The 24,861-nt window shown below is 68.6% G+C and carries 21 protein-coding genes; 6 read left to right on the top strand and 15 right to left on the bottom strand.

Going from position 1 to position 24,861, the window contains the following annotated elements; translation table 11 throughout:
* Positions 1-40 precede the first annotated feature (40 nt).
* Positions 41-2,875, bottom strand: coding sequence for a glycosyl hydrolase (locus OHB24_RS21945; protein ID WP_327640961.1), 2,835 nt, complete (start codon positions 2,873-2,875; stop codon positions 41-43).
* A gap of 69 nt (positions 2,876-2,944) precedes the next feature.
* Positions 2,945-4,768 (bottom strand): bifunctional metallophosphatase/5'-nucleotidase, encoded by a 1,824-nt coding sequence (locus tag OHB24_RS21940; protein WP_327640960.1) that lies wholly within the window; start codon positions 4,766-4,768, stop codon positions 2,945-2,947.
* A gap of 142 nt (positions 4,769-4,910) precedes the next feature.
* Here OHB24_RS21940 and OHB24_RS21935 point away from each other — a divergent pair, with 142 nt between their 5' ends.
* A complete protein-coding gene (locus OHB24_RS21935; RefSeq protein ID WP_327640959.1) occupies positions 4,911-5,702 on the top strand; it encodes a polysaccharide deacetylase family protein in 792 nt (263 codons plus the stop codon).
* Here the strand turns inward: OHB24_RS21935 and OHB24_RS21930 are convergent.
* The 3 genes from OHB24_RS21930 to OHB24_RS21920 all read right to left on the bottom strand — a co-directional run bounded on the left by OHB24_RS21930 (position 5,699) and on the right by OHB24_RS21920 (position 8,269).
* Entirely contained in the window at positions 5,699-6,244 is a 546-nt protein-coding gene (locus OHB24_RS21930) for a hypothetical protein (RefSeq protein WP_327640958.1), read from the bottom strand. The two genes, OHB24_RS21935 and OHB24_RS21930, sit on opposite strands and share 4 nt — an antisense overlap.
* 81 nt (positions 6,245-6,325) lie before the next feature.
* Positions 6,326-7,039 carry a hypothetical protein gene (locus OHB24_RS21925; RefSeq protein ID WP_327640957.1) on the bottom strand — a complete coding sequence of 238 codons (714 nt, stop codon included), beginning with the start codon at positions 7,037-7,039 and terminating at the stop codon, positions 6,326-6,328.
* Positions 7,040-7,075: 36 nt separating this feature from the next.
* Positions 7,076-8,269, bottom strand: a complete 1,194-nt coding sequence (locus OHB24_RS21920; RefSeq protein ID WP_327640956.1) for a homogentisate 1,2-dioxygenase — start codon at positions 8,267-8,269, stop codon at positions 7,076-7,078.
* Between the two features lie 73 nt (positions 8,270-8,342).
* Here OHB24_RS21920 and OHB24_RS21915 point away from each other — a divergent pair, with 73 nt between their 5' ends.
* The 3 genes from OHB24_RS21915 (at position 8,343) to OHB24_RS21905 (ending at position 14,219) form a co-directional block, all read left to right on the top strand.
* Positions 8,343-9,197, top strand: coding sequence for a hypothetical protein (locus OHB24_RS21915; protein ID WP_327640955.1), 855 nt, complete (start codon positions 8,343-8,345; stop codon positions 9,195-9,197).
* Positions 9,194-10,393 (top strand): fumarylacetoacetase, encoded by a 1,200-nt coding sequence (gene fahA, locus OHB24_RS21910; protein ID WP_327640954.1) that lies wholly within the window; start codon positions 9,194-9,196, stop codon positions 10,391-10,393. Before OHB24_RS21915 ends, fahA begins: the two co-directional genes overlap by 4 nt.
* 61 nt (positions 10,394-10,454) lie before the next feature.
* Positions 10,455-14,219 carry an endo-alpha-N-acetylgalactosaminidase family protein gene (locus tag OHB24_RS21905; RefSeq protein WP_327640953.1) on the top strand — a complete coding sequence of 1,255 codons (3,765 nt, stop codon included), beginning with the start codon at positions 10,455-10,457 and terminating at the stop codon, positions 14,217-14,219.
* Between the two features lie 56 nt (positions 14,220-14,275).
* Here the strand turns inward: OHB24_RS21905 and OHB24_RS21900 are convergent, their stop codons facing one another.
* From OHB24_RS21900 to hppD, 7 genes are all read right to left on the bottom strand, one after another.
* A complete protein-coding gene (locus OHB24_RS21900; RefSeq protein ID WP_327640952.1) occupies positions 14,276-14,689 on the bottom strand; it encodes a hypothetical protein in 414 nt (137 codons plus the stop codon).
* A gap of 70 nt (positions 14,690-14,759) precedes the next feature.
* Positions 14,760-16,004: a HAMP domain-containing sensor histidine kinase gene (locus tag OHB24_RS21895; protein ID WP_327640951.1), complete on the bottom strand. Its 1,245-nt coding sequence runs from the start codon at positions 16,002-16,004 to the stop codon at positions 14,760-14,762.
* Between the two features lie 3 nt (positions 16,005-16,007).
* Complete coding sequence (gene cseB, locus OHB24_RS21890; protein WP_165546781.1) at positions 16,008-16,673, bottom strand: two-component system response regulator CseB; 666 nt, start codon at positions 16,671-16,673, stop codon at positions 16,008-16,010.
* 47 nt (positions 16,674-16,720) lie between these two features.
* Positions 16,721-17,320, bottom strand: a complete 600-nt coding sequence (locus tag OHB24_RS21885; RefSeq protein ID WP_327640950.1) for a hypothetical protein — start codon at positions 17,318-17,320, stop codon at positions 16,721-16,723.
* 150 nt (positions 17,321-17,470) lie between these two features.
* Positions 17,471-18,847 (bottom strand): FAD-binding oxidoreductase, encoded by a 1,377-nt coding sequence (locus tag OHB24_RS21880; protein WP_327640949.1) that lies wholly within the window; start codon positions 18,845-18,847, stop codon positions 17,471-17,473.
* Positions 18,848-18,891: 44 nt separating this feature from the next.
* Positions 18,892-19,365, bottom strand: coding sequence for a hypothetical protein (locus tag OHB24_RS21875; RefSeq protein ID WP_327640948.1), 474 nt, complete (start codon positions 19,363-19,365; stop codon positions 18,892-18,894).
* Positions 19,366-19,526: 161 nt separating this feature from the next.
* Positions 19,527-20,729: a 4-hydroxyphenylpyruvate dioxygenase gene (gene hppD, locus OHB24_RS21870; RefSeq protein WP_327640947.1), complete on the bottom strand. Its 1,203-nt coding sequence runs from the start codon at positions 20,727-20,729 to the stop codon at positions 19,527-19,529.
* A 150-nt stretch (positions 20,730-20,879) separates the two neighbouring features.
* Between hppD and OHB24_RS21865 the strand changes: the two genes are divergently transcribed.
* Entirely contained in the window at positions 20,880-21,347 is a 468-nt protein-coding gene (locus tag OHB24_RS21865) for an Lrp/AsnC family transcriptional regulator (RefSeq protein ID WP_327640946.1), read from the top strand.
* Here OHB24_RS21865 and OHB24_RS21860 read toward each other — a convergent pair.
* The gene (locus OHB24_RS21860) at positions 21,344-21,988 is read right to left on the bottom strand and encodes an IclR family transcriptional regulator (RefSeq protein ID WP_130382015.1); all 645 of its coding nucleotides are present in this window, start codon (positions 21,986-21,988) and stop codon (positions 21,344-21,346) included. The genes OHB24_RS21865 and OHB24_RS21860 overlap by 4 nt on opposite strands.
* Before the next feature lie 55 nt (positions 21,989-22,043).
* On the opposite strand from OHB24_RS21860, the gene OHB24_RS21855 reads away from it, so the two are divergent.
* The gene (locus tag OHB24_RS21855; protein ID WP_327640945.1) at positions 22,044-22,793 is read left to right on the top strand and encodes a hypothetical protein; all 750 of its coding nucleotides are present in this window, start codon (positions 22,044-22,046) and stop codon (positions 22,791-22,793) included.
* A 12-nt stretch (positions 22,794-22,805) separates the two neighbouring features.
* Here OHB24_RS21855 and OHB24_RS21850 read toward each other — a convergent pair whose 3' ends face one another.
* Both OHB24_RS21850 and OHB24_RS21845 read right to left on the bottom strand, forming a co-directional pair.
* Positions 22,806-24,038, bottom strand: coding sequence for an MFS transporter (locus OHB24_RS21850; RefSeq protein WP_327640944.1), 1,233 nt, complete (start codon positions 24,036-24,038; stop codon positions 22,806-22,808).
* 29 nt (positions 24,039-24,067) lie between these two features.
* Positions 24,068-24,829, bottom strand: a complete 762-nt coding sequence (locus tag OHB24_RS21845) for a phytanoyl-CoA dioxygenase family protein (protein WP_327640943.1) — start codon at positions 24,827-24,829, stop codon at positions 24,068-24,070.
* Between the last annotated feature and the right edge of the window lie 32 nt (positions 24,830-24,861).

Genomic DNA, 24,861 nt, shown 5'->3' with positions numbered 1-24,861 from the left:
CACTTAGCCATTCCCTGGGTCAAGACCTCGACGGCAAAGGTCAGGCGTACGGGATCAGCCGGACCGGCCCGAGCAGGCCGTAGTTCTGCCTGTTGCCGGAGTACACGGCGGGCTGCGCCACGCGGAGACGGTTGAAGAGGGTGGTGGCGACCTCTACCTGGATGGTGTTCCGGCCGCGGCGGAGGTGGCCGGAGAGGTCCACGACCGGGTTGAGAAGGTTGACCGGAGGTAGGCGGCGGCCGTTGACGGTGACTTGGGCGGTGTCGAAGACCTCTCCCAGGTCGAGGTGAGCTGTCGTGGTGTCGAGGTCGACGACCGTGGTGTAGCGGCCTACGCCGGACACATCCTCCAGGCCGGGGATCGCCGACCAGGGAGCGAGTGCGTCGAGCGAGACGCGGTGGCGATGGATGAGAGTCTCGGTCGGGGTCGGTCCGGGCAGGTAGGACTCGACGTCGAGCTGCCACGCGTCGAGCGGAATCGGCGCGAGCGCGGCACCCGTCGTCGGCGCCTCGCCCCGTCGCCCCGGCCGGAACGCGATGATCGTCGCCGCACCCGGCTTCAGGGTGATCCGCAGCGTCACCCGATCACCGGCTTCGACGTACGACGCAATCGGTTCGACCGAGCCGGTCCACGGATCGAGCCGGAACGGCACCCCGTTGCGATGCGACCGCGTGAACGTGACGTCATGGTCGATCGCCGCCACCGGAGGTTTCACCGACTCGGCATGCTTCCCGTTGACCAGGTAGTAGTAGTCGACGCCCTGCTCGACCCGGCGATGGTTGAGCAACGTCGACGTCGGATGCGACACGTCAGGACTGACACCGAGCTCGGCCAGCACCACCGGGACCTCTGTGAGTTCTGCGACCACTCGTACCCGCGGCTCAGCGAACAGTTCCGCAAGGATCTCGCGCAGTACGTCACTCTCCCCGACCCCAGGCACAGTCGCCGCCGACCAGCCGCTGCCGAGGAAGACGATCGGCAGCCCGGCGCGGGCGAACGACAGCAGCGTCCGCGCTGTCTCCACCGGCAGCGTCGCCTCGTTCCCCGCGAACCGGTCGCCCTCCACGAACAAGACCTTGTACGACGGCCCGTCCGGTGCGAGCCGACCGTCACGGACCACCGCACGATCCAGTTCCAGCAACGGAGCCGACACCATCTGGTGCGTCCAACCGGCCGGCACACCACTCGCGGTGAACCACCCGACCCCGATGCCGGTCTTCGTGTACCCCTTCTGCCGGAACGCGGCCACGTCGATCCGCGACGTACCGGTCTGCAGCACCTGATGAATCCGGCCGAGATATCCGGTCACCGCAGGCACATGCCGCCAGGTTGGTTGCCGTGGGCCCCATGATTCCGAGTACCCCTGCCGTCCGTCGTACGGCGTGAACGCGGCGAACCCGGGCCAGTCGGCACCAGGCGCGGACAAGTACGAGAACCCGTGCAGCACCGTCTGGTTCAAGCCCGCCGCATATGCGCCGCCCATGGTGAGGAGCAGCTTCTTCCACGTCGTCGCATAAGCACCGCCCTGGTACGCGCCGGCCTCGCACGACAACACCTTCCGGCCGCCCAGATCTCGTCCGCCGGCCAGCGCCCGGTAGTCGTCGAGGTTACGGAACCCGAGCGACTCACCCTCCGGAATGTCGACGATCGCCGCCGCGGCGATCGAGTCAGTCTCCAAACCGTAGGGCTGACACCGGAACTCCAGCCCGAGCGAATGCGCCCAGCTCGTGAGCGCCGAGAGGTGGTGCTCGCCGAACAGCTCGGAGACCGTCAACCAGTAGTCGTGCCGGACATGCCGGGTAGTACCGGGCTCACTCTGGAACACCTGGTCCTCGTCATTGCGCACGATCGCCGGCAGGTAGGGCCATACGTCGTACCCACGCCTGTTCGCGAACTCCACCGGCAACGCAGGCGTCCAGTTCAGCCCGCTGGTCTCCAACTCGATGGAGTCCTCGAACAAGGCACCACCCGACTTCCGCAGCAACCTCCGCGTCGCGGGCGTGAGCAGATGCCGCTCCCAGTACTCGATCACCGCCCGGGTCCCCGCAGCCGAGAAGTGGTCGACCACAGACGCCTCGGGCGCGGTGTGCGGCCCTGACTCGGGTTGTTGCCCACTCCCCCTTTCCCAGAACGCGAACAGCAGCCAGGTCCCGTCGGCGGGCGCGGTCCAGCTGACCAGACCGTCGACGGCAGCCAGCTCGACGTACGAGTCGATGTCGAAGCCGAGGACGCGCCCGTTCGACGAGGTGTACGCCGGATTCAGTCGCCAAGCCGCCACCTTGAGCAGCTTCGGTACGGCGTCACTCGCCGTCACCGGCTCCGGAGCGGGACCCGAATAGGTGCTCCCAGCAACAACCTGGACCACGCCGTACTGCAGTTCCTTGACCGCCGCCTCATGGTCCGGCGTGATCGTCGGTACGGCGGCCGGCCAGGACGGTCCGATGGTCAGGTCGATCGCGAGCCCGCGGCGCCCGGCCTGGTCGAGCGCCGCCTCGATCCCGGCGGCCCAGGCCGCCGAGCCCCAGCCGTGCCCGACCGGATCCAGCACCGACTTGTCCTCGATCGAATGGTGCACCGCCGCGATCTCGGCGCCCCCGAACCCGGCGTCCGCCAGCTGATCCACCTCGCGCCGGATCTGCGCCGGATCGACGAGCCCGTCCGGCCACCACCACCGCACCTTCGGCCGCACCGCCGCCTCAGGTCGCGCGAACCACCCGGCCCACCCGGCATCCCCAGCCGCCGGCGCGGGATCAGCCGCCTGAGCCGCTGAAGCCGGCAGCGCGAGCCCAGGGCCGGCCGCCACCGCGGCCCCGGTCGCGGTCGCGGTGGCGGTGGCGGTGGCGAGGAACCTGCGCCTGCCGATCTGTTCACCCATGAATAGAAATTCTCGATCAGCAGTACTCCCGCCGCCAGAGCAGCGCCGGTTCCGGCCAAACCTCGGCGGTCAGCTGGTGACGGTGATCGGCGCCCCGTTGGAGGTCAGGGACCAGTCGCCGGTGTGGAAGGTGTTCGGGTTGACCTCGCCGGTGGCGGTGACGTAGTCGATCATCAGCTGGCGGATCTCGACCTGGCGGTTGTAGACGACCGGAGCGGTCTTGACATGCGGGAAGTTGCCGCCGCCGGACTGGCGGTAGTTGTTGACCGCGACAACGAACTGCTGGTCGGCGGCCACCGGTACGCCGTCGTACGCCAGGTCCGTGATGCGCGCTCCGGCCGCCTTGGCGATGTCGATCTTGTAGGTCAGGGGCTTCGATAGACCGCCCATGATGTCGTAGTTGTAGTCCGGAGTACCGGTCGGCGCGGTCGGGGTCGGCGCGTTGGTGACCTGGTCGGATTTAAAGGGCCCCGGCCCGTAGACCTGCTGGAAGTACTGCGCGGAGAACTCGAGGTACTCCTTGATCTGCGCACCGCTCATCGTCACCGCGAGCAGCGTGTTGTCGAAGACGTAGAGCCCGGCGACGTCGCGGATCGAGACATCGCCGGCCGGGATGGCGGCAGCCCGGTTGAACGGCGCCGCGATCGCGAGCACCGGCAGCGACGCCTGCGGCGTACCGACCAGGGCCTTGGAGACCGCGTCGGCCTGGATGAAGTTGACGAAGTCCAGCGCGGCAGTGTCCTCCCAAGGCGCGGTCGCCGCGGACATCGCCTCCGTGCAGGTGCCGATCTTCGAGTTCACGTACTCGACGACCTTGTCGTGGTCCTTCTGCAGCAGCGCCACGACGTCCGGGTCGGCGTCGACGGTGTTCGCGTTCAGCACCTGACTGTGCCGGCCGACGACCTTCCACTGCCCGCGGACCTTCTGCAGGTCGAGGTCGAACAGCGACAGCCGCATACCCCACTTCAGCGGCTCGCTGAGCACCACCTGCTCGCCGCTGGCCTTGTTCGTGACGAGCCGCTCGGGGATCTCCAGGTGCGCGTGGCCGACCAGGACGGCGTCGATGCCCGGGACGGTCTCGGCCATCAGCACCGACGCGTTCTCCGGGTACGGCAGCGCGTCGCCGTACGACGAGGACAGGTCCATCCCCGAGTGCACGGAGGCGATCACGACGTCGGCGCCGGCCTTGCGGACCCGCGGCGCCCAGATCTTCGCGAGCTCGACGATGCCGCCGAACTTCAGCTTGTTCTCGACGTTCGCCTTGTCCCAGATCGCGATCCCCGGGTTGGTCAGGCCGAGGATGCCGACCGTGATCGGCTTCTCCCCCGGCACGTGCACCCGCTTCAGCGTGTACGGCGGGAACACCGGCAGGCCCGTGGTCCAGTCCTGGGCGTTCGCGCCGAGCAGCGGGAACCGCAGCTGCCGCTGGAACTTGCGCAGGATGTCGAGGCCGTAGTTGAACTCGTGGTTGCCGAGCGCGGCGGCGTCGTACCCGATCCGGTTCATCGCGGCCGCCATCGGATGCGTGTGACCGCCCGTGATGGGCTCGATCTTCGCGAAGTAGTACGACAGCGGCGTGCCCTGGATGGTGTCGCCCGCGTCCAGCAGGAGCGGGCGCGGCGCGCGCCGGTCCGCGGCGATCCGGTCCCGGACCGCGCTGACCAGCGTGGAGATCTTGGCCAGGCCGATGTCGTTGTGCGCGCTGTCGTCGTACTCGGTGTTCTTGAAGTAGTCCCAGTTGAACACGTTGCCGTGCAGGTCGGTCGTGCCCATCACGGTCAGCCGGACGGTCTTCCCGGGCCTGCCGTGGTCGCCACCGGCGTACGCCGGGACCGCCTGGAAACCGGCCGCGGCCAGTGCCGCCGCGCCGCCGATCACCGTGCGTCGTGTCATGCTCGTCCGCTCACCGCTGTCCGTCATCGGCCCGCCTCACAGGTCTTCCGGCCGGGATCTCCGGCCCCGTTGGCACACGATACGGCCGACACACCCCCACCCCGCGAACGCATGGCCCCAAGCTCGCGAGAAGATGCGCCCTATGACCAAGCCGCCCGGCAAGCTGTTGCCGTTGGTCGCCGCCCTCCTTTGCGGTGCCGTCCTCGCCCAAGCCGCCACGCCGCCCGACCACCCCGTCACCTCCGCTGCTCCGCCCGTTTCCCCGACGTCCGGCAAGGGACTTCTGGGTACGCCGGTCACGTCCAAGCGCGGCGAACCGTCGTCGACCAAGCAACCCACGCAGCCCGCCAAGCACCAGGTCGCCAAGCCGCCCGCCGACGACTGGAACCTGGCCGCGCACGGGAAGGTCCTCTACCTGACCTTCGACGACGGTCCCCAGCACGAGTGGACCCCGAAGGTCCTGCAGCTCCTGCGTAAGCACAAGGCGCACGCGACGTTCTTCGTCCTCGGGATCCAGGTCGCGCAGTACCCGGAACTGATCGCCGCCGAGCGGGCCGCCGGGCACACCGTCGGCAACCACACCTGGGACCACAAGACGCTGACCCTGCTGCCCGACGCGAAGGTGCGGCAGGAGATCGCGACAGGCGTGAAGTCGAAGTGCCTGCGGCCGCCGACCGGCGCTACGAACGCGAAGATCCAGGCGATCGCCGCGGCCTACCACCAGCGGCAGGTGCTCTGGGACGTCGACACGAAGGACTGGGAGAAGCCCGGCGCCGCCAGCATCGAGCACGCGATCATGGCCGGGGCTCGTCCCGGAGCGATCATCCTGATGCACGACGGCGGCGGCAACCGCTCCCAGACCGTCGCGGCGCTCGACCGAGCCCTGACCAAACTCACCAAGCAGGGCTACACGTACCGCTCGCTGCCCTGCTAACGAGCCACCGCCGCAACACCGTTGGAGAAGTACCGCAGGGCCTGGTCGATGGCTTCGACGGGCTGGTCAAGAGACGCGACACTGTAGAGGCCGCCCCGCCTGCCCAGGCCGGCGGTCACCCCGGGCTGCACAACGACCTGCAGGAGCGGCTGCCCGAGCTTCCGCTTCCGCCGGAACCCCACCACCGCCGACCAAGGCAGCACGACCGGCGCCGGTGCACCTTCCACGCCGAGTTCGAGTGCGGCGGCGGTCATCCGCAGGGCGTACGGCGGGAGGTCGGTGCCGGCGTACCAGCGTTTCAGCTTGCCCCACTGGAGGAAGGGGACGAGGCTGCTCCCGAAGAGGAACAGCATAGAGGCGATCATCAGCACTCCCGCGATCCACAGGTCGCCCATTCGGATCGTCAGCGAGATCGACAGGCCCAGGCCGAGCGCCGAAAGCAGCAGCGTGAATCCACCGCCGATCATCCGCACCCGGCGGACGGTGCGACGCCGGCGCAGCATCTCGTCGCGCTTCAGGCCTACCACGAAGCTCTCATCCATGCCTCGAGCCTTGCAGCTCGGCAGGTCAGCGTCGGCAGGTCAGCGTCGGGGGGTCAGCGTCGGGGGGTCAGCGTCGGGGGGTCAGCGCAGCACGCCCGCGGTGCCGCCGGAGAAGTGCTTGATGGCCTCGTCGATGACATGGACCGGCTGGTCGAGGGCCTTGACCAGGAACATGCCGGTGGGGCGCAGCAGCGGGTTCGGCTTGACGACGCTGCGGACGGACGGCTGGTCGAGACCGCGGACACCGGCCGTCGTCGCGCCGACGCCGCGGACCAGGGCCACGTCGAGCATGTACTGGCCGAGCAGCTTGTGCTGGGTGAAGCCGCGGACGGTCGCCCACGGCAGCACGACGGGGAACGCCGCGCCGTCGCAGGCCAGTTCGAGGCCCTTGGAGGAGATCCGCATCGCGACGGGCGGCAGCTCGTTGGCGTCGTACCATTCCACCCGCTCGGCCTGCACGCGGTAGACCAGAACCGTACTGAGGACCAGCGGGATCATTGCCAGGATCAACAACAGCGCGAACGGCCACATCCCGGAGCCGCGGAAGGCGATCAGCGCGTAGATCGCGGCGACGATCCCGATCGCGCCGAGGGCCAGCGTCACCCAGGAACCACGCCGCTCGACGGTCCGCACCACCTCGCGCCGGCGCAGCACGGCGTCCCGGTCGATCCCGACCACGAACGGCTGCCCCGGATCGCCTGGCGGCATCTGCACCTCCGGCTCGACCTCTGACGTACTGACCTCTGAAGTAATGGTCTCTGAAACCTGTGAAGCTGTGTCCCCGTCCTCACTCACAGGGGACAGAATCCCACAGACCGCCAGTTCTTGCTGTCAGCCCTTGCGGCGACCCGCCCAGGTCCAGGCGTAGATGCCGTCGTCAACGGCTTGACCGCCCTCGCCGAGTTCGAGGGGGCGGAAGGTGTCGACCATGACGGCCAGTTCCTCGAAGCGCTCGGCGCCCAGCGAGGCCTCGATCGCCGACGGCTGCGGGCCGTGGGCGTACCCGCCGGGGTGCAGCGAGATCGACCCGAGCCCGATCCCGGAGCCCTTCCGCGCCTCGTAGTCGCCGCCGCAGTAGAACATCACCTCGTCGGAGTCGACGTTCGAGTGGTAGTACGGCACCGGCACCGACAACGGGTGGTAGTCGACCTTCCGCGGTACGAAGTTGCAGACCACGAAGTTGTACCCCTCGAACACCTGGTGCACGGGCGGCGGCTGGTGCACCCGCCCGGTGATCGGCTCGAAGTCGCTCACGTTGAACGTGTACGGGTAGAGGCAGCCGTCCCACCCGACGACGTCGAACGGGTGCGTCGCGTACGTCATCCGGCTGCCGACGATCCCGCCGGCGCCGTTCCCGCGATGCTTCACCAGCACCTCGACATCGGTCCCCTCCACCACGAGCGGCTCGGTGGTCGGGTGCAGGTCGCGTTCGCAGTACGGCGAGTGCTCGAGGAACTGCCCGTACCGGGACAGGTAGCGCTTCGGCGGCGCGATGTGCGAGTTGCCCTCGATCGCGTACGCGTGCACGCCCTCCGGCCCGGGCAGCCAGCGGTGCGTGGTCGCGCGCGGGATGATCACGTAGTCGCCCTGGACCGCGTTCAGTACGCCGAACACGGTCTCCACGGTCGCCGAGCCCTTCTCGACGTACACGCACTCGTCGCCGATCGCGTTCCGGTAGTACGGCGACGGCTGCTCGGCCACGACGTACGAGATCCGGACGTCACCGTTGCCTAGCACGAGCCGCCGGTCCTCGACGGCGTTCGACTTCGACGTGTCGGTGAACAGGTCGTGCAGCTTCAGGTGCCGCGGCGTGAGCGGGTGGTTCGCGACGGTGGCGAGATCCGGCAGGTCCCACACCTGGGAATCGACGATCGCGGACGGTACGCCGGCGTGGTACAGCAACGACGAATCCGATGAGAACCCCTCCTCCCCCATCAGCTCCTCGTAGTACAGCCCGCCGTCCGGTTTCCGGAACTGCGTGTGCCGCTTCGGTGGAACTTCCCCGACCTGCCGGTAGAACGCCATCTCTCCACTCCACGGTGTACGTTATCCGAACGCCTGCGTCCGCTTACCGAAAGCATCCGTTAGGCTTCGACCCATGTCAACCGTCCCTGCGCTGTACCGGCACCTGGTCGACGACGCCTCGATGTTCCCGCCGGGCGACCTGCCGCTGCCCGAGGCCGTCGCGGCCCACCACGTCCACCGCCGGTCGCCGTACGCCGATCTGGTCGGCACGTTCGTGTGCGCCGACGACGACCTGATGAAGGTCGCCGCCGAAGCCGCCCGCACCGGCACGGCACCGCTCCGCGTCTCGGTGGTGATCTCCGGCGGCGCCGGCGGGATCGAGCCGCCCGTCCGCTGGGCCGACCGCTCGAAGGACGTCGAGGTCACCGCGGTCGAGGTCCGGCTGCGCGACGAGGACGACCTGTCCCGGAACGCGCTGCGCGTCGTCCGCGCATGCGACGACTGCCTCGACGAGGAGACGGCGTACGTCGAGCTCGGCCTGGACGGGGCGTGGGAGCGTGCCCTCGACGTGGTCGCCGACGCCGGGTACGCCGCGAAACTCCGCACCGGCGGTCTCGACGCCGCACTGTTCCCGTCGGCCGGCCAGGTGGCCGCCTTCATCACTGCCTGCCTCGACCGCGAAGTGGCCTTCAAGTGCACGGCCGGCCTGCACAACGCGGTCCGGCATACCGCTGAAGACACCGGCTTCGAGCACCACGGGTTCCTCAACGTCCTGCTGGCGACCCGGGCGTCGCTGGACGGGGCCGCACATGACGAACTGGTCGAGCTGCTGGACCAGCGCGACGGTGAGGTGCTGGCGGCGCGGGCGCGCGAGTTGTCCGACGATCAGGCGGCGAGCACGCGACGGTGGTTCACGTCGTTCGGCTCGTGCAGCATCGACGAGCCACGCACGGACCTGACGACGCTGCAGTTGATGGAGACCCCATGACCTGGATCGAAATCCCGGACGGTTCGCCGTTCGGGCCGGAGAACCTGCCGCTCGGTGTGTTCCGGCACGGCGACGAGGAGCCGCGGGTGGGTGCGGCGATCGGCGACCAGATCATCGACCTCGCGCCGGTCGCGTCCGTGCAGATGCTGGACGGCGCACAGTTGTTCGCCGAGCCGACGCTGAACGCCTTCCTCGCGCTCGGCCGCCCGGCCTGGCGCGCGACCCGGAACTGGCTGCTCGACCTGGTCCGCAACGAGAACGACCGGGACGCCGTCGAGCCGCACCTGATCCCGCAGTCCGCGGTGACGATGCAACTGCCGTTCGAGGTCGGCGACTACGTCGACTTCTACGCCTCCGAACAGCACGCGTCGAACCTCGGCCGGCTGTTCCGCCCGGACTCCGAGCCACTGCTGCCGAACTGGAAGCACCTGCCCGTCGGCTACCACGGCCGGGCCGGCACCATCGTTGCCAGCGGCACCGACATCGTCCGCCCTTCCGGCCAGCGCAAGGCCCCGGACGCCGCGGCACCGACCTTCGGCCCGTCCCAGCGGCTCGACATCGAGGTCGAGCTCGGCTACGTCGTCGGTACGCCGTCAACGCTTGGAAAGCCTGTTTCCGTTGAGGATTTCGCGGAGCACGTATACGGCGTGGTCGTCGTCAACGACTGGTCGGCGCGCGACCTGCAGGCGTGGGAGTACGTGCCGCTCGGCCCGTTCCTCGGCAAGTCCTTCGCCACGTCGATCTCCCCCTGGGTCATCTCCCTGGATGCCCTGGCCGCCTCGGCCGTCCCCCTCGCACCTCAGAACCCACCGGTCCTCCCCTACCTCGCCGGCGAGAACCTCGTGAACTACGACATCACCTTCGAGGTCTATCTCAACGGCCACCTCGTCAGTAGTCCGCCGTACCGCGACATCTACTGGTCGCCCGCGCAGATGCTCGCCCACATGACCGTCAACGGCGCCAGTGTCCGCACCGGCGACTTCTACGCGTCCGGGACCGTCAGCGGGCCGGCCAAGGACCAGCGCGGCTCGTTCATCGAGCTGAGCTGGGGAGGTCGCGAGCCGCTGATCGTCGACGGGAAGGAACACACGTTCCTCGAGGACGGCGACGAGGTCACGATCACGGCTTGGGCACAGGCGGCCGACGGCACCCGCCTCGGCCTCGGCGAGGTCAGCGGAAAGATCATTCCTGGCTGATCTTGTTCATAACTGTTCGTTTCCCTTGACGAGTCAGCGCTTACGTGCGAACTTTTGGCGCATGAAACGTTCAGTGGGGTGTGGAGTACTGGCTGTAGCGTTGGCTGCCGGTGTGCTGAGCGTGCCATCAGGTGCGCATGCCGCGGGCGACCTCACGCTGCGGTCGCGGGAGTTGACGGTCACCGTCGGGGCGGACTTTCCCCGGGTGGTCAAGTACGTCGACAACGCCTCCGGGCAGGCCCTCGGGGGTCAGCCGGACGCGATCTCGACGGTCACGATCGACGGAGTGGCCCGCACCGCGCATCTCGCCGCGTCGCCGACGGTCGACGGCGGAGTCGACGGCGGGCGAGCGTCGTACACGCTGGCCTTCGACGCCCTGCCCGGCGTCGAGCTGGATGCGAGCCTGAGCGTGGCGGGGCGGGTGACGAAGTTCGCGATCGACGCGGTGCGTGACACCGAGACGAGTCGCGTGCACACGATCGACATCCCGGACCACGACCTGGTCTCGGTGGCGAGTACGGATGCGAGTGCGACGACGGCGTTCACCACGCTGGATCCGGATTCGACCCGGACCGCGGACAAGATCACGCCAGTCACCGCGAGCACGCCGGGCGACACGGCCGCGACCGGAGCGGCGTACGCGTTCGTCAACACCAGCGGGCTCGCGGCGGGCATCGAGTCGAACTCGACGTACGACAAGCCGTCCGGGCCATCGGTCGACGACGGCGCCCGGTTCTGGCACCGCGCCCGCAAGGCCGCCGACGGCAGTACGCGCGTCGGCGTGTGGAGCGGCCAGTGGACGTACCGCGCCGACACGTCGCCGTACACCGAACCGCTCCCCTGGGCGAAGGTCGTCGTCACTCCCGACGCGAACCACGACCGGACGGTCGACTGGGAGGACGGCGCGGTCGCGTTCCGCTCGATCATGACCGAGCCGAACGGCGGCGACCAGGTCAAGAACCGGGTCATCACGCACATCCCGTTCAACTTCGCCAGCCAGGCCACGCACCCGTTCCTGCGGACGCTCGACGACGTCAAGCGGATCTCGCTGGCCACCGACGGCCTCGGCCAGATGGCGGTCCTCAAGGGGTACGGCGCTGAAGGCCACGACTCCGCCCACCCGGACTACGGCGGCAACTACAACACCCGCGCCGGTGGGCTGACCGACCTGAACACGCTGCTCAAGCAGGGCAAGTCCTGGAACGCGGCGTTCGGCGTCCACGTCAACGCGACCGAGTCCTACCCGGAGGCGAACGCGTTCAGCGAGGACCTGGTGGACAAGAACGCCAAGGGCTGGAACTGGCTGAACCAGAGCTACTACATCAAGCAGCGCCCAGATCTTGCCTCCGGCAACATCGTGAAGCGGTTCCAGCAGCTCCGCGACGAGACCGACAAGAACCTGCAGGAGCTGTACATCGACGTGTACTACCAGTCGGGCTGGCTCGCCGACGGCCTGTCCCGGCAGCTCGCCGACCAGGGCTGGCAGATCGCCACCGAGTGGGCCGACCGGCACGAGCGGACGTCGCTGTGGTCGCACTGGGCCAACGACCTCGACTACGGCGGCGCCACCAACAAGGGCCTGAACTCGCAGATCATCCGGTTCGTCCGCAACCACGAGAAGGACGTCTGGAACAACGACCCGATCCTCGGCCAGACCGCGATCGTCGAGTTCGAGGGCTGGACCGGCGAGACCGACTGGAACGCGTTCTACGCCAACATCTGGCAGCGCAACCTGCCCGCGAAGTTCCTGCAGCAGCAGAAGATCCTGGACTGGAACAGCGGCGACATCAGCTTCACCGGCGGCGTTCGTGGTGCTGTCGAGAGCGGGGAGCGGACCGTGTACGTCGGGAATGCGAAGGTGCTCGACGGCGACAAGTACTTGCTGCCGTGGGACAACAACAAGAAGCTGTACCACTACAACCCGACCGGCGGCCACACCACCTGGAAGATCCCCGCGGCCTTCGCCGGCACCCGCTCCTTCTCCGTCTACAAGCTGACCGACACCGGCCGGGTCAAGGTCGCCACCGCGCCCGTCCGCAACGGCAGCATCAGCCTCGATGCCAAGGCCGGCCAGCCGTACGTCGTCTACCCGGACACGGCGCCGACACCGCGGCCCGCGAACTGGGGCGAGAGCTCGCACGTCAAGGACCCCGGCTTCAACGCCGGCAACCTCGCGGCCTGGAACGCCACCGGCAACGCGACGATCAGCACCCTCGAGAACGGCCAGCACGTCGCCGAACTCGGTACGAAGTCGTCGGCGATCCGGCAGCAGCTCACCGGCCTGACCCGCGGTCGCACGTACAGCGCGTCCGCCTGGATCGAGGTCGAACCGGGCAAGTCCCGCCCGACCACGGTGACCGTCGACGGCGTCCGCAACCAGGTCACCAGATCGACTGCGCAGAACATGGTTGCTGCCGACGACAAACACGAGGCGTACTACCAACGCGCTCGAGTCGTGTTCCAGGCCAAGGGAAGCACCGCTGACCTGTCCATCGGGGCTGCTGCGGGTGCGGCGCAAGTTCGACTCGACGATGTGCGGGTGGTCGAGACGACCAGGCCAGCGGCCGGGCTCGTCGACGACTTCGAGCACGTGGACCAAGGTTGGGGGCCGTTCGTGAAGGGCGATGCCGGTGGCGTCACCGACCCGCGGACAGTGCTCGTTCCCAAGCACGCGCCGTACACGCAGGCGGGCTGGAACGGGAAGCTGGTCGACGATGTCCTCGACGGCAACTGGTCGCTCAAATCGCACGAGGAGAACCAAGGTCTGGTCTACCGGACCGCGCCGTGGACGGTGAACTTCCAGCCGGGCCACAAGTACAAGGTCAGCTTCGACTACGAGAGCGGCCGCGCCGGTCAGTACGCGTGGGTCCAGGGTGTCGACCGGCCGGCGTCCGTCGAGGTCAAGGCGACGCCGATCGGCGAGCAGCGCACGAAGGCGACGTTCGACCAGGAGTTCGTGGCCGGTTGCGGCGGTGACTACTGGGTCGGACTGCGCAAGCTCACCGATGGCGGCGACCAGAGCGACTTCATCATGGACAACTTCGCCGTGACCGATCTCGGTACGACGTCGCAGCCGGCGGACTGCACTTCGGTGGCGGTGTCGGGCGTGACCGGGCTTGTCTCCGGTGAAGCGAACACCGTGACCACCACGTTCACCAACAACGATGTGGTGGCCGCCAGCAACATCACGTTGGGCCTGACCGCACCGGACGGCTGGACCGTCACCGCGACCACGCCGGCTACCCACGCGACCGTTGCCGCAGGCACCAGTGTGACGACTACCTGGGACGTCACTCCCCCGGCCGGTACGCCGGAGGGCAAGTATCCGCTGACGGCGACGGGTGGTCAGGCGACGGTCAGCGCGGAGGCCACCGTGCTCCCGCCGGGGACCGTTCCGCAGTCCCGGATCAAGGTGGCCGACGTGAGCAGTGAGGATGTCGCCACGGGTGGCGCCGCGACCTCGGCGCTGGACGGAAACCCCAGCACCCTTTGGCATTCCGCCTGGTCCGAGGTCAGTACGCCGGCCGGGTACCCGCATCACATGACGCTCGACCTCGGGTCGACGTACCAGGTGAACGGGTTCGGCTACCTGCCGCGGCAGAGTGGCACGAACGGGATGTTCAAGGGGTACGAGATCTACGTCAGCGCGGACGGTCAGGACTGGGGTACACCGGTTGCTTCCGGGCAGTTCCCGAACTCCACCGCCGTACAGCGGGTCGACTTCACCGCCAAGCCGGGTCGTTTCGTGAAGTTCGTCGGGACCAGCTCGCTCAACGGCGCGGTCTTCGGCTCGGCCGCCGAGTTCAACGTCTACGGCACGCACTAAACAACAAGAAAGCGGCGCCACTCCCGCCCCTAGGGAGTGGCGCCGCTTTGCCTTTGTTACTTGGTGATGGTCACGGAGACCGGCGCGGACGCGGTGTTCGCCGCGACGACGCGGAACTTGTTCACGCCGAGCCGGCCGCTCTGCACCCACACCGAATACGTCGCCCGGCTGGTCACCTTGGTGGTGGCCGGGAAGTTGACCCACTTGCCGTTCTGCAGCCGCTGCACCTGGACGACGGTGTTCTTCGCGATGCCGGACGTCTTGCCGGTGAACGAGACCTTCGTCCACGCCTTCGCGGTGGTCTTGTCCGACTTGATCGTGATCGACTTCGCCGCGATGGAGGCGCTGGTGGCGGTGGTGGCGGTCGTCGCCGCGTTGGCCTGCAGGGCGCCGGCGATGCCGAGACCCCCGGCAGCCAGTGCGAGACCGGCGACGACGGCAGCGGAACGGCGGATGAACTGTGCACGCATGATGTCTGGTTTCCCCTCGTTTTGTTGGTGTTACGGAGGGGAAGACGCGGTAGCGGACGGAAAGGTTGTGTTACAACACCGTCTCAGGTCCGGCAGGTAGCACGAGGCGGGCGAGTGCACCGCCGCCGGGCGCTTCGCCGAACGTCAGCTCGGCGCCCAAGACCTTGGCGTGCCCGACCGCGATGGTCAGGCCGAGGCCGTGCCCGGCGCCGCGCTCGGCCATCCCGGACCGGAACCGGCGCGGGCCCTCGGCAATCAGTTCCTCCGGGTAGCCGTTGCCATGGTCAACGACCTCGACAGTCCGGCCGCTGATCGTGACCTCGACCGGCGGGCGGCCGTGCCGCAACGCGTTGACGATCAGGTTCGCCAGGATCCGCTCGATCCGCCGCGAGTCGGTCGACACCGTCTCTTCCGGCCCGGTCTGGCGCACGATCACGCTGTCCGGCGCGAGCGACTGCTGCATCCGCAGCCGTCCGACCGCCGAACCCACGAACGCGCCGAGCCCGACCAGCTCCAGATCGGCCTGCTCGACACCCGAGTCGAACCGGGCGATCTCCAGGAGATCCTCGACCAGGCGCCGCAGCACCTTGGCCCGGTCGCGCACCAGTTCGCTGGGGCGGCCCGGCGGCAGCAACTCGGCGGCGGTGGTCAGCCCGGTCACCGGCGTCCGCAGATCGTGCGCGACGTCCGCCGTGAAGCGACGCTCGGCCTCCAGCTGACCGCGCAGCGAGCTGGCCATCGTGTCGAGCGCTGTCGCCAGCGACTGGACCTCGTCCTTGCCCTTGCCAACGGCCTCGGCCGCGGACGCGTCCAGATCGCCGGCCGCGATCCGCCGGGCTGTGCCCGCGACCGCGACGATCCGTTTGGACAGGCTGCCGGCCAGGATCACGCTGACCAGCGCGACCAGCGCGACCGTGCCGATCCCGCCGAGGATCAGCGCCTGCTGCAACGCCTTCATGGAGTCGTCGGTGCTCTCGTAGTCCTGCTCGATCGAGAGCACCTTGCCGTCCTTGACCGCGACCGCCGCCCACATCTTCGCGTGCGGCGACCCGGTCTTGAACGTGGCCCGCTTGCCTTCGAGCACGGCCTCCCGCAACTGCGGCGGCAGGTCCGGATCGTCCAGCTTCGCCCCGAACACCGGTACGTCGTTGGTGTCGTAGCTCTGCGCCGCAAGCTGGATCCGCTCGTCGGCGAAGCTGCGCGTGCGGTCCAGCCGGGCCGACTGGGCCTGGGTGTAAACCGCGACGCACAGCACCAGGATCGCGAGCGCCGAGACCAGCAGGAAGATGAGACCGAGCTTGCCGCGCAGTCCCATCCGCTATGCCCGCAGCTTGTACCCGAAGCCGCGGACGGTTTCGATGCGGTCGGCACCGATCTTGGTCCGTAGCCGCTGCAGGTGGACGTCGACCAGCCGGCCGTCGCCGCCCCACTCGTAGTCCCAGACCCGTTGCAGCAAGGTCGACCGGCTCAGCACCACACCGGGGTTGTTCGCGAACTCGATCAGGAGCTTGAGCTCGGTCGGCGTCAGCTGGACGGTCTGTCCACTGCGCCGTACCTCCAGCGCCTCCCGATCCAGTTCGAGGTCGCCGAACGACTCCACGCCGGAGCCGGCCGCCGGTGCCGGACGCTCCGGGTCGGAGACCGCGCGCCGCATCACCGCCCGCAGCCGTGCCACCAGCACCTGGGTGTCGAACGGTTTGGTCACATAGTCGTCGGCGCCTGCCTCGAGGCCGAGTACGACGTCGAGCGCGTCTCCGCGCGCCGACACCATCACGATCGGGACCGTGCTGGTCTCGCGGATCCGTCGGCAGACCGAGATGCCGTCCAGCCCGGGCAGCATGATGTCGAGCATCACGACGTCCGGATGGATCTTCTCGAAGCGTTCGATCGCTTCCAGGCCGTCCTCGGCCGTGGTCACGTCGTAGCCGTGCCGCTCGAGGGTCAACTGGGTCGCCTCACGGATCACCGCGTCGTCCTCAACCATGAGAATGCGCGCTGCCGGTTCTTCCGGTACCACGAACTTGGGTCTCCCTACTGGTCCGTCGAGCTCACCTTGATCATCTGCCGGCCGTTCCAACGGTAGACCTCGACCCGTCGGCCGGACGGGCAGCAGACCGGGTCGTCGATCGCGAAGATCTTCGACTCGACCACCAGGTCACCTTGCGGGCTGGCGTTCACGGTCGGTTGCTCGACGTCCAGGTTCCAGATCGGTCGCGGGCCGGTTGGCTCGACGGCGATCAGGAAGATACCGAAAACGAACTTCTCCAGAGTATGGATCAGAACGATCTGCTGAGGTGTACCGCTGTGCAATACATCAACGGTCTTACCCCTGCTGAGGCAACGCGAAATCACGGTGCAATTCGAAAGGACTGTCCGCGAGTAGCTCGACAGGTGCCGATCGGCGAGCAGCCGGGCCCGGACCTTGTACAGGTCGACGGCCACTTGCGGGGTGCGCTCGGCGCGTGGAGAGGGGTTTCCGGTGCCGAACGCGACCGACGGCGTCGGGGTCGTCGGAGGGGGCGATTCGGGGCCCTCGACCCGCAGTCCGCCGCCGTTTCCGCAGGCGGCGAGCGTGATCGTCGCGACCACCGCGGCGACGGCAGGCAGCACGGTACGGCGCCACAGACCCATCGGGCGCCTCCTACCCTGCATCAAGTCCCCCCGCGAATTCGTACACGTCCTCACTTCCATGGTGTCGGCCGGACGTCACATTCGACGGGCGTGGACGTCGAGTGGCCTCGGCAGTTCTATTGCGGTTCCGTCACAGCGCCGGTTCCTGGGTCACCCGGCAACGACCTTCCCCGGGTTCAGCAGGTTCTTCGGGTCCAGGGCGGTCTTGATCGCCCGGTGCACGTCGAGTGCGACCGGCCCGATCTCCTCCGCCAGCCAGGTGCGCTTCAGGACCCCGACCCCGTGCTCGCCGGTGATTGTGCCGCCGAGGTCCAGCCCGATCTCCATCACCCGGTCGAACGCGACCTGGGCCCGCTCGGCCTGCGCCGGATCGGTCTGGTCGAAGACGACCGTCGGGTGCATGTTGCCGTCGCCGGCGTGCCCGAGGACACCGATCGTGATGTCCAGCTCGGCCGACAGCGCCTCGATCCGGCCGATGAACTCGGCCAGCCGCGAGCGCGGTACGGCGACGTCGTCGATCAGCGTCGTACCGAGTTCCTCCAGGGCGGTCAGCGCGGCCCGGCGGCCCTCGAGCAGCAGCTCGCCCTCGGCGTCGTCCTCGGCCTCGATGCACTCCAGGGCGCCGTGGTCGCGGCACAGCTTGGCCACCGCGGCGACGTCGGCGGCGCCCGCCTCGCCGCCCGCGTCGGACTGCGCGATCAGCATCGCGGCCGCCTCGTCGGGCAGGTCCATCCGCTTGTACTTGTTGACCGCGCGGATCGTGGTCCGGTCCATGATCTCCAGCAGGCTCAGCGAGACGCCGCTGCGGATGATCTCCAGGATCGCGTTCCCGGCCTCGACGCCGGAGCCGAACAGCGCGGCCATCGTCTTCGGCTTCGCGGCGGCCGGGCGCAGCGCCAGGGTCGCCTCGGTGATGATGCCGAGGGTGCCTTCGCTGCCGACGATCAGCTTCGCGAGGTCGTACCCGGCGACGCCCTTCACGGTCTTCCGCCCGGTCCGCAGGATCCGGCCGTCGGCGAGCACGACCTCCAGGCCGAGCACGTAGTCCGTGGTCACGCCGTACTTCACGCAGCACAGGCCGCCCGAGTTCGTGGACAGGTTGCCGCCGATCGAGCAGAACTCCCAGCTGGACGGGTCCGGCGGGTAGAACAGCCCGTGCTCGGCGACCGCGCGGGACAGGACCGCGTTGTAGACGCCCGGCTGCGTGACGACGTACCGGTCGATGGGCTCGATCGCCAGGATCCGGTCCATCTTCTCCAGCGAGATGACGATGCAGCCGTCGAGCGCGTTGGCGGCGCCGGACAGGCCGGACCGCGCGCCCTGCGGCACGATCGGTACGCCGGCCTCGGCCGCGATCCGCACCGCGGCCTGGACGTGCGCGGTCTCCCGGGCCAGGACGACGGCGAGCGGAACCCCGGCCGGGCAGAACATCGCCCGGTCGTACCGGTAGCTCTCCATCCGGTCCGGATCGGTCACCAGCGCCTCGGGCGGCAGGACCTGACGCAGCTGCTCGACAACCTCACTCATACAGCGAGCCTAATTACTACTCCGCGGTACTGCCCGCCCCAGTCTCACCGGGTGCGCTTGGTGATGTTCTCCGAGATCTCTTCGTAGCCGCCGCCGTAGTTGTGGTACTCGCGGCCGATCGCGGCGAACGTGATGCTGCCGGCGGTCGCCTTCACCTTCGGTGTCCTGCAGGTGCGCTGCCCCTGGATCACCGAGCCGTTGCCGCCGCTGCTGTCGCAGCTGAGCACCCGGCCGTTGTTGCCGCCGCCGTACTGCACCAGGAAGGCGTTGGCCTTCGCGTTGGCGACCAGCGGCGACGCCATGGTGATCTCGGCCCAGTACTGGTAGCAGCTGTCGCGGACGAGCCGGACCGTGCCCCAGCTGGGCGGCTGATGGTTACGCAGCATCGGCGCCGATGCGATGGACCTCGCGCCCGAGCAACTGGCGGCCGTGGCCGCCTCGGCCGGGAGGACGGACAACGCGATCGCGCCCACGCCGGCCAGGCCGGCGGTGCTGAGCAGAATGCCCAGTGTCTTCATGACGAAACCCTTCCTGAGTGCACGCCCCGACGCCCACTCAGGAAGGCACACTACGCGAACGGAGCCTGCCCGGACAGTCATTCCGGTAATCGGACGGCGACACGCCGTGTGCAGTTGCTACCGGCAAGGTTCTGGGCTCGGTTACCCGTTTAACCGGGTTGCTAGAGGTTGCCGCGGCGCTCTTGTTCGCGCTCGATGGCCTCGAAGAGCGCCTTGAAGTTGCCCTTGCCGAAGCCGAGCGAACCGTGCCGCTCGATCAGTTCGTAGAACACCGTCGGGCGGTCGCCGATCGGCGCGGTGAAGATCTGCAGCAGGTAGCCGTCCTCGTCGCGGTCGACCAGGATGCCGCGCGACTGCAACTCGTCGATCGACACCCGCACCTCGCCGATCCGGGCCCGCAGCTCGGGATCCTCGTAGTAGGAGTCCGGGGTGTTGAGGAACTCGACGCCGTTGGCCCGCATGATGTCGACGGTGCGCAGGATGTCGTTGGTCGCGAGCGCGATGTGCTGCGCGCCGGCGCCGTCGTAGAACTCCAGGAACTCGTCGATCTGCGACTTCTTCTTCGCCACCGCCGGCTCGTTCAGCGGGAACTTCACCCGGTGGTTGCCGTTGGCGACGACCTTGCTCATCAGCGCGGAGTAGTCGGTGGCGATGTCGTCCCCGATGAACTCCGCCATGTTCACGAAACCCATCACCTTGTTGTAGAAGGCAACCCACTCGTCCATCTTGCCGAGCTCGACGTTGCCGACCACGTGGTCGACGGCCTGGAACAGCCGCTTCGGGTGGCCCTCGGGGCGGGTGACCTTGGTGGTCGCCGCGACGAAGCCGGGCAGGTACGGGCCGTCGTACCTGCTCCGGTCGATCAGGGTGTGACGGGTGTCGCCATACGCCGCGATCGCCGCACGGCGGATCGTGCCGTGCTCGTCGGAGATGTCGTTCGGCTCCTCGAGGACGACGGCGCCGACCTTGCGCGCGTGCGCGATGCACTTGTCGACGTCCGGGACCTCGAGGGCGAGGTCGGCGACGCCGTCACCGTGCTTGCGGTGGTGGTCGAGCAGCGTGCTCTTCGGGCTGACACCGCCGGAGATGACGAAGCGCGCGGAGCCGGCCTTGAGGACGTACGCCTTGCTGTCCTTGGAGCCGGTCTCGGGGCCGGAGTACGCGACGAGGTCCATCCCGAACGCGAGCTGGTACCACTTCGCGGTCTGGGTGGCGTTGCCGACCACGAACACCACCGCGTCCATGGCGGTGACCGGGAACGGGTCGGTGCTCTCGTCGTACGGCACCAGGCCGACGAGCTGCTTCAGCTGGTCGAGGTCGAGATCGGCGTCGAGCTCTGCGGGCGTGAGGTCGGTGCTGGTCATCGGGGTCCTCCCGGGTCGGTTTCGTGCAGCCGAGCCTGGTGGGCGGACGCAGGTTGCGCAACAGTTCCTTGTTTTGCTGGACAAGCTGTGCAGTATGCTGCGGATGTTGCTGGACTATTTGGTCAGTCTGACCATCGCGGGAGGTTGGCCATGACGGTCGATGCGCTGGACGCCCGGATCCTGGGGTTGTTCGCGGCCGAGCCGCGGGTCGGCGTACTGGAGGCGTCGCGCCGGCTGGGCGTCGCGCGCGGGACCGTGCAGGCGCGGCTGGACCGGCTGCAGCGCGACGGGGTGGTGCGCGGGTGGGGGCCGGACATCGACACGAGCGCGATCGGCTACCCGGTGACGGCGTTCGCGACCCTGCAGATCGAGCAGGGCTCGGGTCACACCACGGTCGCCGAGGCGCTCGCCCGCATCCCCGAGGTCCTCGAGGTCCACACCATCACCGGCGCCGAGGACCTGTGGTGCCGCATCGTCGCCCGCTCGAACGCCGACCTCCAACGCGTGATCGACCAGGTAGTCATCGTCCAAGGCATCCAACGCGCCTCAACAGTCATCGCCCTCGCCGAACAAATCCCCCACCGAGTGCTCCCACTGGTGGAGGCTGCCACCAGCTAGGCGAGGCGTTTGGCTACTTCTACTGCGGCTCGGGCTACTCGGGGGCCTACGAAGTCTCGGTCCAGTTTGCCGAGGACTACTACGCCTATGGAGGCTTCTACGCCGGGGACGCCCAGGACGGGTGAAGACACACCTTGGGCGCCGGCCTGGAGTTCGCCGGAGGTTACGACGAAGGGGCGGCCGGCGGGGTCGGGCTTGCGGCGGCCGGCCAGGATCGCCTTACCGGCGGCGCCCTGGTCGAGCGAGTGCCGGGAACCCATCCGGTAGGAGACGTGGTAGTCGGTCCAGCTCGGCTCGACGACCGCGATCGCGAGCGCCTCCTCACCGTCTGCGACTGTGAGATGCGCGGTGGCGCCGGTGTCCTCGGCGAGTGAGCGCAGTACCGGGAGTGCGGCGTCACGCAACGTGGGCTGCACGCGGCGGCTGTAGTGCAGTACGGCGAGACCGAGCCGGGCGCGGCCCTCGCTGTCACGGCGTACGAGCCGGTGCAGCTCGAGCGTGTTCACCAAGCGGTACACGACCGTCCGGCTGACGCCGAGCGCCGCGGCGAGCTCGGTGATGGACAGCCCGTCGGGGGCGTCCGCCAGCAACTCGAGGACGGTCAGCCCCCGGTCGAGCGTCTGCGAGGTCTCGGCGGGCACCTAGCAAGAGTATCCGTTATTCGTGCGCGGCCCGATGGCCCCGTATCTTGCTGCCGTGCGAAATTACTGGTCGCTGCTCCCAGCCATCATCGTGATCGTCGTCCTGATCCTGGTCTATGCCGTTCCGACCATCATCAATCCGCAGTGGACGAGCTCGATCACGGCGATGTTCCGCACCACCTCGGTGCCGGCCGACGCCACCCCCGAGGAGGCCCGCCGGGCGGCCGGCATCCTCGGCCCGCAGCAGCTCAAGTCCCGCCGGATGCTGGCGATCGCGATGATCATCGGCGCGGTCGCGCTGATCGGCTTCAACATCTCGTTGAACCGCGAGGCGGTCGGCTGCTACAAGGCCGCCCGCGCGTTCGGGGCGATCGACGGCCCGGACACCAAGGACCCGTGCATCGACATGATCTACGGCACGTTCATCGGGGACGGCTCGCGCGAACCCGACGAGAAGAGCCCGCAGCCGGTGAAGTACTACCAGCTGGTGGAGGGGAAGAAGCCGAAGTACCTCAAGTGGATCCAGAACGCCCCCAAGTACGACGAGGCGGACCTGCTGTTCGGCACCGTCGGCAAGTGCGCGTCGGACCTCAGCGTCCAGCAGCTCGAGGACAAGATCATGGTGGTCGTCGACACCGACACGCCCTGTCCGGAGGACAGCAACATGTCGGTCACCCCGATCAAGCTGAAGAAGCCGCTCGGCGACCGCAAGGTTGTGACCGTCGACGACCAGCCGGTGAGCGAGATCAACCCGGACATGGACTCCTGGTTCACCGTCCTGAAGAAGCTCGCGACCGGCGGCTAGGAATCAGCCGGGTCAGCTGAGGGCGCGGGTCTGCGAGTCGTAGTCGCGGAACGGCCGGTTCCGGGCCAGCAGGATCAGCAGCCCGGTGACGCAGACCGCGGCGCCGCCGAGCAGCGCGACGGTCGGGGTGGTCAGCGACGCCGTCGTCCCGGCGACGAAGTCACCGAGCCGCGGGCCACCGGCGACAACCACGATGAACACCCCTTGCAGCCGGCCGCGCATCGCGTCCGGCGCCGCGGACTGCAGCACCGTGTTCCGGTACGCCGAGCTCACCATGTCGGCCGCCCCGGAGAGCGCAAGCAGCGCGACGCCAAGCCAGATCGTCCGGGACAGCCCGAACAGCCCGACGGCAGCGGCGTACACCGTGATCGCCAGCACGATCGCCACACCCTGACGGCGGACCCGGGTCACCCAGCCGGAGAAGATCACCCCGATCAGCGCCCCGACCGCCGGCGCGGCCTGCAGGAGGCCGACCGTTCGTACGCCGCCGCCGAAGAACGCGCCCGCCACGGCCGGGAACAGCGCCCGGGGTTGTGCGAACACCATCGCGAGGATGTCCGCGAGGAACGTCGCCAGCAACGCCGGCGCGGCGCGCAGGAACGTGAACCCCTCCAGCACCGAGCGCAGCCCGGCCCGCCGTACGGCGCCTGTCGGCGGCACCGGTGGCAGCCGGAACAGGGCGTACAGCGCTGCGGTGAACGTGATCACGTCGACCAGGTACGCCGCCGCGAACCCGTGCCAGGCGATCACCGCCGCACCGAGCAACGGTCCGGCGGTGAAGCCCAGGTTGAACGCGGCCTGGCTGAGCGTGTTCGCGGCCGGCAACAGTTCGGGCCGGACCAGCCGCGGGATGATCGCGGACCGGGCCGGGTTGTTGACCGCGAAGCACGCCGACTGACAGGCCACCACGGCGTACAGCACCGAGACCTGCGCCCAGTCGAGGTGCGACTGCAGCACCAGGACCATCGAGAGCAGCCACAGCCCCGCCGACGAGACGAGGGCGAGCGTACGGCGGTCGATCGCGTCGGCCATCGCGCCGCCGTACAGCCCGAAGACGATCAGCGGGACCAGCGAGCACAGGCCGACCAGCCCGACCGAGAACGTCGAGTGCGTCAGCGCGTACACCTGGATCGAGACGGTCACCGCGGTCATCTGCTGGCCGAGCTGCGACACCGTCGACCCGACCCACAACCTCCGGAAGTCGGCGGACTCACGCAGCGGGCGGATGTCGGTGAGCAGACGCACCCTGACAACTTATGTCACAACGTGAAAAATTAAACAGTCGGAAAGTGCGGGTGGTCGAGCGGTTCGCCGGGGGTCAGGTCGAGGCCGTCGGTGACCACGTGGCCGGCGCCGGTGTACGTCGCCTCGGCGTCGAAGTAGATGTTGACGTGCGCGATCCGCGGGTCGTCGGTGAAGTTCGGCGTCGCGGAGTGCGCGAGGTAGGCGTTGTGGAAGGTGCAGTCGCCGGCCTGGAGCGGGATCGTCAGGCGCTCCTCCCAGCGCAGGTCGGGCGCGGCGCGGAAGAGATCGTCGCGGTCCGACAGGTCCTGGCGGCGCAGGTTCTGGTGGTCCTGCGAGCCCGGGATGAACGTCATACAGCCCCGCTCGACCGGTACGTCGACCAGCGCGATCCACGCGGACAGCGAGGCCCGCGAGCCGGCGTGCGGCCAGTACGGCGCGTCCTGGTGGAACTCGGTCGCCGCGCCGTTGTGCGGTGGCTTGATCAGCAGCTGGTCGTGCCAGATCCGCAGCGGTACGCCGGCCAGCGCGGTCGCCGCCGCCGCGAGACGCGGGTCCAGGGTGAGCTCCCGCAGTACGTCGTTCTGCTGCCAGACGTTGACGTACTGGTTGAAGATCTTCGACTCCTTGAACAGGTCGTCGGCGCCGGTCGTCCACTCGGTCGCGGCGGCCGCGAACCGGGCCGCCTCGTCGCGGCCGATGATGTTCCGGATCCGGACGACGCCGTCGCGGCGGTAGGCGGAAATGGTCTCTTCGTCGACGGTCGCGGGTGCCGTAGGGTCGGTCGTGGTCATCGGTGTGCTCCTCGGATTCCGGTGGCCTGGAA

The organism is Kribbella sp. NBC_00482 (genome assembly GCF_036013725.1).
Classification (GTDB): Bacteria; Actinomycetota; Actinomycetes; order Propionibacteriales; family Kribbellaceae; genus Kribbella.
Note: the sequence above shows the minus strand (reverse complement) of the source record. Positions and strands in the feature narration are given on the sequence as shown.

What these genes read in the sequence shown, in the direction of transcription:
- OHB24_RS21905 (WP_327640953.1), top strand. Translation starts at nt 10,455, where the DNA reads ATGAAACGTTCAGTGGGGTGTGGAGTACTGGCTGTAGCGTTGGCTGCC.
- OHB24_RS21845 (WP_327640943.1), bottom strand. Translation starts at nt 24,829, where the DNA reads ATGACCACGACCGACCCTACGGCACCCGCGACCGTCGACGAAGAGACC.
- OHB24_RS21885 (WP_327640950.1), bottom strand. Translation starts at nt 17,320, where the DNA reads ATGGGTCTGTGGCGCCGTACCGTGCTGCCTGCCGTCGCCGCGGTGGTC.
- OHB24_RS21920 (WP_327640956.1), bottom strand. Translation starts at nt 8,269, where the DNA reads ATGGCGTTCTACCGGCAGGTCGGGGAAGTTCCACCGAAGCGGCACACG.
- OHB24_RS21945 (WP_327640961.1), bottom strand. Translation starts at nt 2,875, where the DNA reads ATGGGTGAACAGATCGGCAGGCGCAGGTTCCTCGCCACCGCCACCGCC.
- OHB24_RS21940 (WP_327640960.1), bottom strand. Translation starts at nt 4,768, where the DNA reads ATGACACGACGCACGGTGATCGGCGGCGCGGCGGCACTGGCCGCGGCC.
- cseB (WP_165546781.1), bottom strand. Translation starts at nt 16,673, where the DNA reads ATGGTTGAGGACGACGCGGTGATCCGTGAGGCGACCCAGTTGACCCTC.
- hppD (WP_327640947.1), bottom strand. Translation starts at nt 20,729, where the DNA reads ATGACCAGCACCGACCTCACGCCCGCAGAGCTCGACGCCGATCTCGAC.
- OHB24_RS21875 (WP_327640948.1), bottom strand. Translation starts at nt 19,365, where the DNA reads ATGAAGACACTGGGCATTCTGCTCAGCACCGCCGGCCTGGCCGGCGTG.
- OHB24_RS21880 (WP_327640949.1), bottom strand. Translation starts at nt 18,847, where the DNA reads ATGAGTGAGGTTGTCGAGCAGCTGCGTCAGGTCCTGCCGCCCGAGGCG.
- OHB24_RS21930 (WP_327640958.1), bottom strand. Translation starts at nt 6,244, where the DNA reads ATGGATGAGAGCTTCGTGGTAGGCCTGAAGCGCGACGAGATGCTGCGC.
- OHB24_RS21895 (WP_327640951.1), bottom strand. Translation starts at nt 16,004, where the DNA reads ATGGGACTGCGCGGCAAGCTCGGTCTCATCTTCCTGCTGGTCTCGGCG.
- OHB24_RS21865 (WP_327640946.1), top strand. Translation starts at nt 20,880, where the DNA reads ATGACGGTCGATGCGCTGGACGCCCGGATCCTGGGGTTGTTCGCGGCC.
- OHB24_RS21915 (WP_327640955.1), top strand. Translation starts at nt 8,343, where the DNA reads ATGTCAACCGTCCCTGCGCTGTACCGGCACCTGGTCGACGACGCCTCG.
- OHB24_RS21900 (WP_327640952.1), bottom strand. Translation starts at nt 14,689, where the DNA reads ATGCGTGCACAGTTCATCCGCCGTTCCGCTGCCGTCGTCGCCGGTCTC.
- fahA (WP_327640954.1), top strand. Translation starts at nt 9,194, where the DNA reads ATGACCTGGATCGAAATCCCGGACGGTTCGCCGTTCGGGCCGGAGAAC.
- OHB24_RS21935 (WP_327640959.1), top strand. Translation starts at nt 4,911, where the DNA reads ATGACCAAGCCGCCCGGCAAGCTGTTGCCGTTGGTCGCCGCCCTCCTT.